General features: G+C 74.0%; 13 protein-coding genes. 9 read left to right on the top strand and 4 right to left on the bottom strand.

Annotation, left to right across the window (positions count from 1 at the left end; translation table 11 throughout):
- The 4 genes from ACFW1A_RS29965 to ACFW1A_RS29950 all read left to right on the top strand — a co-directional run.
- A partial coding sequence (locus ACFW1A_RS29965) for an ATP-binding protein (RefSeq protein WP_380414189.1) occupies nucleotides 1-325 on the top strand: 325 nt, incomplete at its 5' end.
- 112 nt (nucleotides 326-437) lie between these two features.
- Entirely contained in the window at nucleotides 438-674 is a 237-nt protein-coding gene (locus ACFW1A_RS29960; protein WP_380414187.1) for a hypothetical protein, read from the top strand.
- 83 nt (nucleotides 675-757) lie between these two features.
- On the top strand, nucleotides 758-1,519 hold the full coding sequence (locus ACFW1A_RS29955; RefSeq protein ID WP_380414185.1) for an ABC transporter ATP-binding protein: 762 nt from the start codon (nucleotides 758-760) through the stop codon (nucleotides 1,517-1,519).
- The gene (locus ACFW1A_RS29950; protein WP_380414191.1) at nucleotides 1,519-4,029 is read left to right on the top strand and encodes an FtsX-like permease family protein; all 2,511 of its coding nucleotides are present in this window, start codon (nucleotides 1,519-1,521) and stop codon (nucleotides 4,027-4,029) included. The genes ACFW1A_RS29955 and ACFW1A_RS29950 overlap by 1 nt, the downstream gene beginning before the upstream one ends.
- 57 nt (nucleotides 4,030-4,086) lie before the next feature.
- Here ACFW1A_RS29950 and ACFW1A_RS29945 read toward each other — a convergent pair whose 3' ends face one another.
- Nucleotides 4,087-5,277: an acyl-CoA dehydrogenase family protein gene (locus ACFW1A_RS29945; RefSeq protein ID WP_380414182.1), complete on the bottom strand. Its 1,191-nt coding sequence runs from the start codon at nucleotides 5,275-5,277 to the stop codon at nucleotides 4,087-4,089.
- A gap of 108 nt (nucleotides 5,278-5,385) precedes the next feature.
- Here ACFW1A_RS29945 and ACFW1A_RS29940 point away from each other — a divergent pair, with 108 nt between their 5' ends.
- Both ACFW1A_RS29940 and ACFW1A_RS29935 read left to right on the top strand, forming a co-directional pair.
- A complete protein-coding gene (locus tag ACFW1A_RS29940) occupies nucleotides 5,386-6,027 on the top strand; it encodes a TetR/AcrR family transcriptional regulator (RefSeq protein WP_380414180.1) in 642 nt (213 codons plus the stop codon).
- A gap of 69 nt (nucleotides 6,028-6,096) precedes the next feature.
- On the top strand, nucleotides 6,097-6,708 hold the full coding sequence (locus ACFW1A_RS29935; protein WP_380414178.1) for a TIGR03086 family metal-binding protein: 612 nt from the start codon (nucleotides 6,097-6,099) through the stop codon (nucleotides 6,706-6,708).
- A gap of 47 nt (nucleotides 6,709-6,755) precedes the next feature.
- On the opposite strand, the gene ACFW1A_RS29930 is transcribed toward ACFW1A_RS29935, so the two are convergent.
- Nucleotides 6,756-6,881: a hypothetical protein gene (locus ACFW1A_RS29930; RefSeq protein WP_380414176.1), complete on the bottom strand. Its 126-nt coding sequence runs from the start codon at nucleotides 6,879-6,881 to the stop codon at nucleotides 6,756-6,758.
- Between the two features lie 144 nt (nucleotides 6,882-7,025).
- Between ACFW1A_RS29930 and ACFW1A_RS29925 the strand changes: the two genes are divergently transcribed.
- Nucleotides 7,026-7,862 carry an integrase gene (locus tag ACFW1A_RS29925; RefSeq protein WP_380414174.1) on the top strand — a complete coding sequence of 279 codons (837 nt, stop codon included), beginning with the start codon at nucleotides 7,026-7,028 and terminating at the stop codon, nucleotides 7,860-7,862.
- A 43-nt stretch (nucleotides 7,863-7,905) separates the two neighbouring features.
- Here ACFW1A_RS29925 and ACFW1A_RS29920 read toward each other — a convergent pair whose 3' ends face one another.
- Both ACFW1A_RS29920 and ACFW1A_RS29915 read right to left on the bottom strand, forming a co-directional pair.
- Nucleotides 7,906-8,856 (bottom strand): pirin family protein, encoded by a 951-nt coding sequence (locus ACFW1A_RS29920; RefSeq protein WP_380414172.1) that lies wholly within the window; start codon nucleotides 8,854-8,856, stop codon nucleotides 7,906-7,908.
- Between the two features lie 144 nt (nucleotides 8,857-9,000).
- The gene (locus tag ACFW1A_RS29915; protein WP_380414170.1) at nucleotides 9,001-9,537 is read right to left on the bottom strand and encodes an SseB family protein; all 537 of its coding nucleotides are present in this window, start codon (nucleotides 9,535-9,537) and stop codon (nucleotides 9,001-9,003) included.
- 207 nt (nucleotides 9,538-9,744) lie between these two features.
- Between ACFW1A_RS29915 and ACFW1A_RS29910 the strand changes: the two genes are divergently transcribed.
- On the top strand, nucleotides 9,745-11,574 hold the full coding sequence (locus ACFW1A_RS29910) for an acyl-CoA dehydrogenase (protein WP_380414168.1): 1,830 nt from the start codon (nucleotides 9,745-9,747) through the stop codon (nucleotides 11,572-11,574).
- A gap of 559 nt (nucleotides 11,575-12,133) precedes the next feature.
- Nucleotides 12,134-13,438: a M18 family aminopeptidase gene (locus ACFW1A_RS29905; protein ID WP_380414166.1), complete on the top strand. Its 1,305-nt coding sequence runs from the start codon at nucleotides 12,134-12,136 to the stop codon at nucleotides 13,436-13,438.
- Nucleotides 13,439-13,467 lie beyond the last annotated feature (29 nt).

Raw genomic sequence — 13,467 nt, 5'->3', positions numbered from 1 at the left:
CCCGCTGCTCGCGCACGGCCGCCCGCGCCGGCGCCGCGGCCGCGCCTCGCTGCCGGGCCCGGCCGCCCTCGGCCCGGCCCGGCGCACCCGGCCCACCGCCTACGACACCCACGTGCTGCCGCCCGGCCGCCCGGCTGCCGCCCCCCGGCTGCCCGACCCCGACCGGCACCCCGACCTGACCGCCGAGAGCGGCCGCGGCCTGTTCCTCATCCGGGCCCTCACCGACCACGTCGACCTGCACAACCACCCGCAGCGCGGCGCCATCGTCAGCTTCGAGAAGCTGCTGCGCCGCCACGACGACCCGGTGCTCCGCGTCGCCTCCTAGGGCCTGTCTGACCATTCCCGCCTGATCCGACGCGAATGGTCAGACAGGCCCTGGCCCAACCCGCCTGGCGTTCGGGGCGGGCCGGGAGCACTGTGGAGGTATGTTGCATCGGATGCACGCCGAGTACGGCGAGGCGGGCCCCAGCGGCCCGGTGGTGGCGTGGCACATGGTCCCGGACGGGAAGCACGTGGGCCTGTGCGGCCGCGAGCTGCCCGAGGGGGCGGCCACCCTGGACCCCACCGAGTGGGGTCGCACCGAGGAGACCTGCTGCCGCGCGTGCGGGGTCGCCTGGTTCCAGTCGGTCCCGTTCCTCGCCGACGAGCACGAGCGCAAGGACTACCTCCCCTAGCCCGGCAGGGGGGATAACCCCCGCCCGGACCGGGCGGTCCGCCGGATCGTGGCGGACCACCCCGTCCCGCCACGCTGGTGGGCATGACGAAGAACAGCGGGGGATCCCGGACAGCGGTCGCGCTGACTGACGTGACCAAGACCTACCGACGCGCCGGCGAGCAGGTGACCGCGCTGGACCGGGTCTCGCTCGCCATCCCGAGCGGCAGCTTCACCGCGGTGATGGGGCCCTCCGGCTCCGGCAAGTCCACCTTCCTGCACTGCGCCGCCGGCCTGGACACCCCCAGCACCGGCCGGGTCGAGCTCGGCGGCACCGAGCTGAGCGGGATGAACGAGCGCGCCCTCACCGAGCTGCGCCGCTCCCGGGTCGGCTTCGTCTTCCAGTCCTACAACCTGATCGACTCGCTGACGGTCCGCCAGAACATCGAGCTGCCGCTGCGGCTGACCGGCCGGCGCAGCGACCGGGGCCGGGTCACCGAGATCTGCCGGCGGGTCGGCCTGGCCGGCCGGGAGCGCCGCCGCCCGGCCGAGCTCTCCGGCGGGCAGCAGCAGCGGGTGGCGATCGCCCGGGCGCTGGCGGCCCGACCTGCGGTGATCTTCGGCGACGAGCCCACCGGCGCGCTGGACCCGGTCACCGCCGACCAGATCCTCACCCTGCTGCGGCAGAGCGTGGACGAGGACGGCCAGACCGTCGTCATGGTGACCCACGACCCGGTCGCCGCGGGCTACGCGGACACCGTGGTCTACCTGGCCGGCGGCCGACTGGCCGGCACCAACACCGCGCCCACGGCCCGCGCCGTGGCCGCCGACCTGGCCGAGCTGGCCGCGGGCGGGGCGTGGGTCTGATGCTGCTCGCCTACGCCTGGCAGACCCTGCGGCACCGCCGGGGCGCCTTCCTCGGCGCCTTCCTGGCCCTGTTCTGCGCGGCCCTGACCGTGACCGCCTGCGGCGCCCTGATGGACACCGGCCTGCGCGGCCCGATCGCCGTCGAGCGGTACGCCGGCACCCCGATCGTGGTCGGCGCCGACCAGGACGTGCACCGGACCACCAGCACCGTGAAGAAGGGCAGGACCAAGACCAAGACCAAGGCCAAGGCACTGAGCGGCCGGGTCTGGCTGCCCGCCGGGCTGGCCGACCGGCTGGCCGCCGTTCCCGGGGTGTCCCGGGTGGTGCCCGAACTCACCTTCCCCGCCTACCCGGTCGGCGCCGACGCCACCGTCTCGCTGGGCCACTCCTGGGACTCGGCCCCGCTCACGCCGTTCGCCCTGACGGCCGGGCAGCCGCCGCGGGCGGACGACGAGGTGGTGCTCGACCAGCAGGCGGCCGCCCGGGCCCACCTGGCGGTCGGCGACCGGGTCACGGTGCGCGCCACCGACGCCCCGCGCAGCTACCGGGTCAGCGGCATCGCCGCACCGCAGGGGGTGCGCCTGGACCACCAGCAGGCGCTCTTCTTCGACACCGCCGAGGCCACCCGGCTGGCCGGGCACCCCGGCCAGGACACGGTGCTCGGCGTCTTCCCGGCGCCCGGCACCGACCCGGCGCAGCTGGCTGCCCGGCTGCGCGCCGCCGCCGGGCAGCCGATCGCCGTGCACACCGGGGGCGACCGCGGCCCGGCCGAGTTCCTGGACGCCGCCGACGCCCGGATCCGGCTGGTCAGCCAGGGCGCGGTGATGGGCGCGACCGCCCTGCTGGTGGCGGTGCTGGTGGTCTCCGGCACCTTCGCGCTGGTGATCCAGCAGCGGGCCCGCGAGCTGGCCCTGCTGCGCGCCGTGGCCGCCACGCCCCGCCAGCTGCGTCGGCTGATCGGCCGCGAGGCGCTGCTGATCGCGCTGCTGGCCGGCGGTCCGGGCGCGGTGGCCGGCCTGCCCACCGCCGACTGGCTGTACCGGCGCTTCGTCGCGGCCGGCGCGATGCCCGACACGCTCGACCTGCAGCTGGGCTTCTTCCCGGTCGCCGCGGGGCTGGCCGCGGCCGTGCTGGCCGGCTGGGCGGCGGCCCGGCTGGCGGTCCGCCGGGCCGGGCGGATCCGCCCCGCCCAGGCGCTGTCCGAGGCCGCGCTGCACACCGCCGGCCGCGGCACCGGCCGACTGGTGGGCGGGCTGGTCGCGCTGGCCGGCGGGGTGGTGCTGACCGCGGTGCTCGGCGGCCTGGACACCGAGGCCGGCGCGATGCCGGTCACCTTCTGCACCGTGCTGCTGCTCACCATCGCCACCGCGCTGCTCGGTCCGCAGCTGGCCCGCGGGGCGGCCGCGCTGCTCACCCCGCTGCTGGCCGGCTCCCGGGTCAGCGGCCACCTGGCGGCGGCCCGGCTGCGCACCGACCCGCGCCGGGCGGCCGGTGCCTTCGTCCCGGTCACGCTGCTGGTGGCGATGGTCTGCACGGTGCTGTTCAGCCAGTCCACGCTGGGCGGCGCGGCCCAGCAGCAGGCGGCCGCGGGGACGACGGCGCCGTGGCTGCTGGCGGCGGGCGCGCCGGGCGTGCCGGTCCAGGCGGCCCGGGCGGTGGCCGCCGTGCCCGGGGTCACCGCGGTGACCCAGGTGGTGCGCGGCCGGGTCCGGGTGGACCTGGCGAACTACTCGGTGCAGGGCGTCGACCCGCAGGGCCTGACCCGGACCTGGGACCCGCAGGTCACCGCGGGCAGCCTGGACGGCTTCGGCGACGGCGACCTGGCGGTCAGTCAGGTGGCGCTGGAGCGGCTGGGCGCGCACCTGGGCGGGCCGGTGCACCTGGTGCTGGGCGACGGCACCCCGGTCACCCTGACCGTCACCGCGGTGTACGCCCGCGGCCTGGGCTTCGGCGACCTGACGGTCGGTCGGGAGCTGCTGGCCCCGCACCTGGACGACCCGCTGGCCACCGCCGTGCTGGTCGCCACCGACGGGCGGGCGGACCGGGCCGCGCTCGCGGCGGCCGTCAAGCCCTTCCCGGGGGTGGCGGTGCTGGACCGGTCGCAGTCCCGGCAGCTGGCGGCCGCGGGGGAGCGGAACAACGCCGCGGTCAACGAGCTGGCCATGGTGCTGGTGCTGGCCTTCGCCGCGATCGCGGTGGCCAACACGCTCGCGGTGTCCACCGCGGCCCGCGGACGGGAGTTCGCCCTGCTGCGGCTGACCGGTACCACCCGGCGCCAGGTGCTGCGGATGCTCCGGTTCGAGGGGTTGGGCCTGCTGGCGGTCGGCCTGCTGCTGGGCAGCACCATCGCGCTGGCGGTGCTGACCGCCTTCAGCAGCGGGATGACCGGGGCCGCCGCGCCGCAGTGGCAGTGGCCCGGCTACGCGGCGGTGGCCGGCCTGGCGGCGCTGCTGGTGCTCGCGGCCACCGCGCTGCCCGGGCGGCTGGCCCTGCGCGGCGGCGCCCGGTAGCGCGCCCGACCCGCGCCGCCGCCCCCCGCCACCGGCGGGGGCGGCGGCGCACCGCCGTCAGCGGTAGGCCGACTCGCCGGTGATCGCCTCGCCCAGCACCAGGGTGTGGATCTCGCTGGTGCCCTCGTAGGTGAGCACCGACTCCAGGTTGTTGGCGTGCCGCAGCACCGGGTAGGCCGTGGTGATCCCGTTGGCGCCGAGCACGGTGCGGGCGCTGCGGGCGATCTCCAGCGCGGTGCGCACGTTGTTCAGCTTGCCGAAGCTGATGTGCGCCGCACGGGCCCGGCCCTCCTCCTTCAGCCGGCCGATCCGCCAGGCCGCCAGGTGGGCCTTCTCCAGCTCCAGGGCCATCTCGACCAGCTTCTGCTGGGTCAGCTGGAAGGCCGCGATCGGTCGGCCGAACTGGATCCGGGTCTTCGCGTACTCCAGCGCCGCCGCGTAGCAGTCCCGGGCCGCGCCCACGGTGCCCCACAGGATCCCGTAGCGGGCCTCGTTCAGGCAGGAGAGCGGGCCGCGCAGGCCGGTCACCCCGGGCAGCACCGCGTCGGCCGGCAGCAGCACCTCGTCGAAGTGCAGCTCGCTGGTGACCGAGGCGCGCAGCGAGAGCTTGCCGTGCACGTCGGTGGCGGTGAAGCCGGCCGCGCCGCGCTCCACCAGGAAGCCGCGCACCCCGTCCTCGGTCTGCGCCCAGACCACCGCGACGTCGGCGATCGACCCGTTGGTGATCCACATCTTGGCGCCGGAGAGCACCCAGTCGCCGCCCTTGCGGCGGGCGGTGGTGCGCATGTTGCCCGGGTCGGAGCCGAAGTCCGGCTCGGTCAGGCCGAAGCAGCCGATCAGTTCGCCGGCCGCCATGCCGGGCAGCCAGCGCTGCTTCTGCTCCTCGCTGCCGAAGGCGTGGATCGCCCGCATCGCCAGCGAGCCCTGCACCGAGACGAAGCTGCGCAGGCCCGAGTCGGCCGCCTCCAGCTCCAGGCAGGCCACCCCGTAGGCCACCGCGCCGGCCCCGGCGCAGCCGTAGCCGTCCAGGTGCATCCCGAGCAGGCCGAGCCGGCCCAGCTCCGGTGCCAGCTCACGGGCCGGGAAGACGCCCTGCTCGAACCAGTCCGCCAGGTGCGGGCGGATCCGGTCCGCGGCGAATGCGCGGACGGTCTGCTGGACCATCCGCTCCTCTTCGGTCAGCAACTCGTCCACGGCGAGCAGGTCGAGCGGGTCGGGGCCCGACGGACGGGGGGTGCTGGCGGTCATCGCGGTCGCTCCTGAGGGTGTGGGGTGCACGGCCGCTCCATCCGTATCAGGCCCTAAGCTGCTTGGAAAGCAGTCACCTGCGGGGCTCAGGGAAGACGGTGGTGACCGATGGTGGAACCCGCGAGGGACGGGCGGGTGCAGAAGGGCAACGAGACCCGGCGCCTGGTGCTCGCCAGGGCGGTGCGGATCGCGTCGGTGGAGGGGCTGGCCGGCCTCTCGCTGGGCCGGCTGGCCACCGAGCTCGAGCTGAGCAAGAGCGGGGTGTTCGCGCTGTTCGGCTCGAAGGAGGAGCTCCAACTGGCCACGGTGCGCGCCGCGCAGCGGATCTACCGCAGCACGGTGATCGAGCCGGTCGAGCAAGTGCCGCCCGGCGTGGCCCAGTTGTGGAAGCTGGCGGAGACCTGGCTGGAGTACTCGCGGACCCGGGTGTTCGCCGGCGGCTGCTTCTTCTACGCGGTGGGCGCGGAGTTCGACGCGCAGCCGGGCCGGATCCGCGACGCGATGGCCGAGAGCAGCCTGGTCTGGCACCGGATCGTCCTGGACCTGCTCGAAGCCGCCCGCGGGGTGGGTGAGTTGCGTCCGGACAGCGATCTGGAGCAGCTCGCCTTCGAGCTGCTGGCCTTCCTGGAGTACGCCAACGCGATGTCGCTGCTGCACGACGACGACGTGCCGTACACCAGGGCCCGCCGGTCGATCCTGCTGCTGCTGCGCTCGGAGGCGGTGGACGAGTCGCTGCTGCCGGCGGCCTGACGGCCCGCCGCGGGGCGGTTTTTCGCCGTCACCCAGAAACTGACCGAACGATCGTGCTAGCTTCTCCTCATGACGACTCTTTCGGCCCGCCACGTGAGTGCGCTCGCCCTGATCGCCCCGCACGTCGCCGCGGTCCGCCGCGAGCACCTGGAGCTGCCGACCCCGTGCGCCGGCTGGGACCTGCGCCGGCTGCTGGCCCACCTGATCGGCCAGCAGTACGGCTTCGCCGCCGCCGCCCGGGGCCACGGCGACCAGCCCGGCGTCTTCACCGACCACCCGCTGCTCGACGCCCCCGCGGTCGCGTTCACCGCGCTGGCCTCGTTCGCCGACTCGGCCCGCGAGCTGGTGGACGCCTTCGCGGCCGCCGAGGCCGCCGACCGGCCGTTCGCGCTGCCCGAGATCCTGCCGGGGCACCCGTTCGCGCCGGAGCGGGCGATCTCCTTCCACCTGCTGGACACCGTGGTGCACGGCTGGGACCTGGCCGTCACCCTGGGCCGGCCCTTCAACTGTCCGGACGGGTTGGCCGAGCTGGTGCTGCGGGTGGCCCGCGCCGTCCCGGCCGACCCGGCCGCCCGGGCCCCCGGCCGTGCCTTCGCGCCGCCGCTGCCGGTCGCCGACGCGCTGCCGCCGCTCGACGAGGCGCTGCTGCTGCTCGGCCGCGACCCGCGCCGCTCGGTCTGACCGGACGGTGTCGCGGGATCGGCAGCCGGGGGGCCGCCGATCCCGCGTCAGCCCCGGGCGCGGGCCTTCTCGTCGCGGTAGTTCGGCCCGCCGATGAAGTAGAGCAGCGCCAGCGTCGGGAAGCCGAACGAGGCCACTGCCACCAGGATCGCCTGCCACCACATCTCGTCCACCCTGCCCGTTCTGTCTGGTATGAGACACATGTGACGCTAGGTGGAAATCGAACGCGGTGCCAACCGACCCGCCCGCGCTCCCCGTACGGGTGAGGTCGTGCCGAGGCCTGTCTGGCCCGGCCCGGCGCGGCGCACACTGGCGGGATGCAGGTACAGCTGGCCGCACAGCCGCAGCGACCGGGCCGGGAGAGCGAGGACTTCGCCACGGCCACCCCCGAGGCCCTGGTGCTGCTGGACGGCGTCTCGCTGCCGGCCGGCCTGGAGACGGGCTGCCGGCACGGCACCGCCTGGTACGTGCGGCGGCTCGGGGTGCACCTGCTGGCCCGGCTCACCGACCGGGCGGACCGCTCGATCGGCGAGTGCCTGGCCGACGCCCTCGCCGAGACCGCCGCGCTGCACGGCGCCCGCTGCGACCTGGGCCACCCCCACACCCCCGCCGCCATGGTGGTCGCCGCCCGCCGGCACGGCTCCTCGCTGGAGTACCTCGCCCTGGGCGACTCGCTGCTGGTGCTGGAGCCGACCGGCGGCGAGCCCCGGGTGATCGGCGACAACCAGCGCTTCCCGCAGGGCGAGGCGCTGCGCCGGGCGGCCCGCCGGGCGGCGCCGGGCAGTGCGGAGCGGGCCGCGCTGCGGCTGGACTACATCGAGGCGCTGCACGCGGTGCGCAACACCGGCCGGGGGCCGTGGATCGCGGCGGCCAGCCCGCGGGCGGCCGCGCACGCCGAGACCGGCTTCGCCCGGCTGGACTCGCTGCGGGCGGTGGCGGCGCTGAGCGACGGCGCCAGCCGGTTCACCGAGCGGTTCGCCCTCGGCGACTGGCCCGCGGCGCTGCGCCTGATGGCCGAGTCCGGCCCGGGCGCGCTGATCGCCCGGGTCCGCGAGGCCGAGGCCGCCGATCCGGACTGCACCCGCTGGCCCCGCGGCAAGGCGCAGGACGACGCCACGGCCGTCTACGCCCGGCTCTGGCCGCAGCACGCCTGAGGGGCGGCGGACCGGGTGGGTCCACCGCCCCTCGGGCGCGCGCTCAGTCGATCGGGTGGCCGAACCGGCCGGCCTGGAAGTCCTCCATCGCCTGCTGCAGCTCGGTGTGGCTGTTCATCACGAACGGCCCGTACCAGGCCACCGGCTCCAGGATCGGCTGCCCGCCCAGGATGATCACGTCCAGGTTCGGGTGCCGGGACTCCTGCTGGGCGTCCGCCGCGACGGTCAGCGTGTCGCCCTCGCCGAAGACGACCGCCTGGCCGGTGTGGAACGGGCGGTTCTCCTCGCCGACCGTGCCCGCGCCGTTCAGGGCGTAGACCAGCGCGTTGAAGTCCTTGCGCCACGGGACGGTCACCCGCGCGCCCGGCGTGAGGGTGGCGTGCAGCAGGGTGATCGGGGTGTGCGTCGAGCCCGGGCCCCGGTGCCCGTCCATCTCACCGGCGATCAGCCGCAGGACCGTGCCGCCGTCCGGGCTGGAGAGCAGCTTCACGTGGCCGCCGTGGATGTCCTGGTAGCGCGGCGCGGTCATCTTGTCGGAGGCCGGCAGGTTCACCCACAGCTGGATGCCGTGGAACAGGCCGCCGGTCAGCACCAGCGACTCCGGCGGGGTCTCGATGTGCAGGATCCCGGACCCGGCGGTCATCCACTGGGTGTCGCCGCCGCCGAGGTGGCCGCCGCCGCCGTGCGAGTCCTTGTGGATGAACTCGCCGTCGATCAGGTAGGTCACCGTCTCGAAGCCGCGGTGCGGGTGCCAGGGGGTGCCCTTGGGCTCGCCGGCCGCGTACTCCACCTCGCCCATCTGGTCCATCATGATGAACGGCGACAGGTACTTCTGGTTGATCTTGGCGAAGGCCCGGCGGACCGGGAAGCCCTCGCCCTCGAAGCCCTCGGGTGCGGTGGCGACCGCCAGGACCGGGCGGGCGACGGTGGTGGCCGGGTCGGGGGTGGCGACGCGGGGCAGGGTCAGCGGGTTCTCGACGGTCACGGCGGGCATGTCGGCCTCCTGGATCTGGGTGCTGTGGCCTACGTCCGCGAGGTTAGTCCAACTTTCAACCAGAAGCAAGTTGAAGATTGAACTATATGGAGGCAGGCAGGAGAGAACCCTTCCCGCGGGCGCGGGGGGTCAGTCGTACCGGGGTCAGCCGTACATCCGGCGCATGGTGAAGTCGACCATCTGCTCCACCGCGCGGGCGTCGAACACCATCCGGTGCTCGCCCTCCATGTCCAGCGCGAAGCCGTACCCGGTCGGCAGCAGGTCCAGCACCTCGGCGCCGGAGACGGTGAAGTACTTGGACTCCTTGCCCGCGTACCGGCGCAGCTCCTTGAGCGAGCTGAACATCGGGATCACCGGGGTCGGGGTGTTGTGCAGCGCCAGGAAGCCGGGGCGGTCGCCGCGCGGGCAGTGCACCTTGGAGGTGATGAAGATGGCCTGGAAGTCCTCGACCGGCATCGCCCCGGTGGTGAAGGCGCGCACCGCGTCCGCCAGCGAGGGCGGCGAGGGCTCGGGGTAGAGCGACTGGCCGGCGCCCTGCTGCGGTTCGCCGTACGCGGCGCCCATGCCGGGGCCCGGCTGGGCGCCGTACCCCTGCTGCTGCTGCCCGTACATGCCCTGCGCCCCCGCCTGCTGGTAGGGGTCGCCCGGGTAGCCGCTCGCGCTCTGCTCGTAGCCGTACACACGGACAGGCTAGCGGGCCCGGGCGGGCTTGTGCGGCGGCCGATCCGGACAAGAAGCCCCGGGGTGGGTCTGTGCGGACGTGACTACGTTCACGCGGGATTAACGACCAGAGGCTTGAATAAGTTACTAACCGGTAGCATCATGATGAGTACTGGCGGGTAGGGGCGTGAGAAGCGCACCCGGAAGCGACGAACCGGAGAAACGGCCATGGGTCACTACAAGTCCAACCTGCGGGACGTGGAGTTCAACCTCTTCGAGGTGTTCGGCCGCGACCAGGTGTACGGCACCGGTCCGTTCGCCGACATGGACGTCGAGACCGCGAAGAACATCCTCAGCGAGATCTCCCGGCTGGCCGAGAACGACCTGGCCGCCTCCTTCGTCGACACCGACCGCAACCCCCCGGTCTTCGACCCCGAGACCAACACGGCCCCGATCCCGGCCGCCTTCAAGAAGAGCTACCAGGCCTTCATGGACGCCGAGTGGTGGCGCCTGGGCATCCCGGAGTCGATCGGCGGCCAGGTCACCCCGAACTCGCTGATCTGGGCCTTCGCCGAGCAGATCCTGGGCTCGAACCCGGCGATCTGGATGTACTCCTCCGGCCCGGCCTTCGCCGGCGTCATCGCCGAGGAGGGCACCGAGGAGCAGCTGCAGGTCGCCCAGCGGATGACCGACCGCCTGTGGGGCTCGACCATGGTCCTCACCGAGCCCGACGCGGGCTCCGACGTGGGCGCCGGCCGCACCAAGGCGATCAAGCAGGAGGACGGCTCCTGGCACATCGAGGGTGTGAAGCGCTTCATCACCTCGGGCGAGCACGACATGTCCGAGAACATCATCCACATGGTGCTGGCCCGCCCCGAGGGCGGCAAGCCGGGCACCAAGGGCCTGGGCCTGTTCATCGTCCCCAAGTTCGACTTCGACTGGGAGACCGGCGAGCTCGGCGAGCGCAACGGCGTCTACGCCACCAACGTCGAGCACAAGATGGGCCTCAAGGCCTCCAACACCTGCGAGATGACCTTCGGTGCCAAGCACCCGGCCAAGGGCTGGCTGCTGGGCGAGACCGTGGACGGCATCCGCCAGATGTTCAAGATCATCGAGTTCGCCCGGATGATGGTCGGCACGAAGGCCATCGCCACCCTGTCCACCGGCTACCTGAACGCGCTGGAGTACGCCAAGGAGCGCGTGCAGGGCGCCGACATCGCCAACTTCCTGGACAAGAACGCGCCGCGCGTCACCATCACGCACCACCCGGACGTGCGCCGCTCGCTGCTGACCCAGAAGGCCTACGCCGAGGGCATGCGCGCGCTGGTCCTGTACACCGCCTCGGTCCAGGACGACATGGCCGCGGCCAAGCTGCGCGGCGAGAAGGACGAGGCCGCCGAGCGCCTGAACGACCTGCTGCTGCCGATCGTCAAGGGCTACGGCTCGGAGAAGTCCTACGAGCAGCTCGCCCAGTCGCTGCAGACCTTCGGCGGCTCCGGCTACCTGCAGGAGTACCCGATCGAGCAGTACATCCGGGACGCCAAGATCGACACCCTGTACGAGGGCACCACCGCGATCCAGGGCCAGGACTTCTTCTTCCGCAAGATCGTCAAGGACGGCGGCCAGGCGCTGACCGCGCTGTCCGAGCAGATCCAGAAGTTCCTCGCGGCCGGCGAGGGCGGCGAGGCGCTGGCCGCCGAGCGCGAGTTCCTGGCCAAGGCGGCCGGCGACCTGGAGGCGATCGTCGGCAAGCTGCTGGCCGACCTCTCCGCGGTCGAGCAGGACGTCAAGAACATGCACAAGGTGGGCCTGAACACCACCCGCCTGCTGATGGTCTCCGGCGACGTGGTGGTCGGCTGGCTGCTGCTGCGCCAGGCCGTGGTGGCCCAGGCCAAGATCGACGCCGGCGCCACCGGCAAGGACCTCGCCTTCTACCAGGGCAAGGTGGCCGGCGCCCGCTTCTTCGCCCGCAACGTGCTGCCGACCGTCGCCAGCCAGCGCCTGATCGCCGAGGGCATCGACCTGGCCGTCATGGAGCTCGCCGAGGACGCGTTCTGAGCCGCACCGCACTGACTGCCTGACACACCCTCAACACCGTGGGGCCCGCACTGCGCGGGCCCCACGGTGTTTGTGCGACGCACCGCCGCGGCCCGTGGCCCGTGGATGTTCGGTGGCCGATCGGCGCCGGCCCGGTGTGGTTCGGGTCCGTCCGGACCGGCCGTCAGCGGGCCCCGTCCCGGGACGGCTCGGGCCGTCGTCGCGGTGGGCCGCGGCGCCGGCGGCCGGACGTGCGGTCAGGGCCGGCCGCACCGCCGATCAGCAGCGTGCGGCGCCGGACGGTGCCTCCCCGGGCCGACCGGCGGCGGCGACCGCCAACGCGGCGGCGCCGGGGGCGGACCGGGCCGACCGGCCCGCGCCCCGGCACGGTGCGCACCCGGCCCGGGAGGGGTGCGTGACGCAGACCGCGCGGGCCCGTCACGCGGAGCGCCGGTGCTGGTGACGGGTGGGGACGGTAGCGAGACGAAGTCTTGACCGTTCTGTCGGTGTACGGGCATATGCTCGGGTGGGAGGCCCAAATCCCCACCGGCTCTCCGCTATCCCTCGACCCAGGAGCAGCATGTCGACCGCCGACCGCCCGGTCTTCTTCGACCGGACCCACACCGACGATCTGATCGCCTATCTGGCGGCCGCCCCCTCGCCCTACCACGCGGTCGCCGGAGCGGTGGAGCGGCTGGAGAAGGCAGGCTTCCGGCAGGTCGCCGAGGCCGACGCCTGGGAGGGGACGCACGGTGGTCGGTACGTGGTGCGCGGGGGTGCGCTGATCGCCTGGTACGTGCCCGCGGGCGCGGTGCCGAGCACCCCGTTCCGGGTCGTCGGCACCCACACCGACTCGCCGAACCTGCGGGTCAAGCCGCTGCCCGACACCGGGGCTTCGGGGTGGCGGCAGGTGGCGGTGGAGATCTACGGCGGGGTGCCGCTGAACACCTGGCTGGACCGGGACCTGGGTCTGTCCGGTCGGCTGGTGCTGCGGGACGGGTCGACCCGCCTGGTGCAGCTGGACGAGCCGCTGCTGCGGGTGCCGCAGTTGGCGATCCACCTGGACCGTCAGGTGAACGACGGTCTGAAGCTGGACAAGCAGCGGCACCTGACGCCGATCTGGGGTCTGGGTCCGGTGGACGAGGGGGCCCTGATCCGCTACGTCGCCGAGCGCGCCGGAGTGGGCGCCGAGTCCGTGCTGGGCTGGGATCTGATGACCCATGACGTCCAGCCGCCGTCCTACCTGGGCCGGGACCGCGAGCTGCTGGCCGCCCCGCGACTGGACAACCTGCTCTCGGTGCACGCCGCCACCGCCGCGCTGGCCGCCGCCGTCACGGAGGGCGGCGAGCAGCTGCCGTACATCCCGGTGCTGGCCGCCTTCGACCACGAGGAGACCGGCAGCGAGTCCGACACCGGCGCCCAGGGGCCGCTGCTCGGGCGGGTGCTGGAGCGCAGCGTGTTCAGCCGCGGCGGCCACGAGGAGGACCGGGCCCGCGCGCTGGCCGGCACCGTCTGCCTCTCCTCCGACATGGGCCACGCGGTGCACCCCAACTACGCGGAGCGGCACGAGCCCGGCCACCACCCGGTGCCCAACGGCGGCCCGATCCTCAAGGTCAACGTGAACAACCGGTACGCCACCGACGGGGTCGGCCGGGCGGTCTTCGCCGCCGCCTGCGAGCGGGCCGGGGTGCCGTGGCAGTCCTTCGTCTCCAACAACGCGATGCCCTGCGGCACCACGATCGGCCCGATCACCGCGGCCCGGCTGGGCATCACCACGGTCGACTGCGGGATCGCCGCGCTCTCCATGCACTCGGCGCGCGAGCTGTGCGGTGCCGAGGACCCGTACCTGCTGGCCTCCGCGATCAAGGCGTTCCTGGAGGGCTGAGCGTGCGTCAGGGCCGGCACCCGCTCGGC

The organism is Kitasatospora sp. NPDC058965, assembly GCF_042741245.1.
In the GTDB taxonomy this organism is placed as follows: domain Bacteria; phylum Actinomycetota; class Actinomycetes; order Streptomycetales; family Streptomycetaceae; genus Kitasatospora.
Note: the sequence above shows the minus strand (reverse complement) of the source record. Positions and strands in the feature narration are given on the sequence as shown.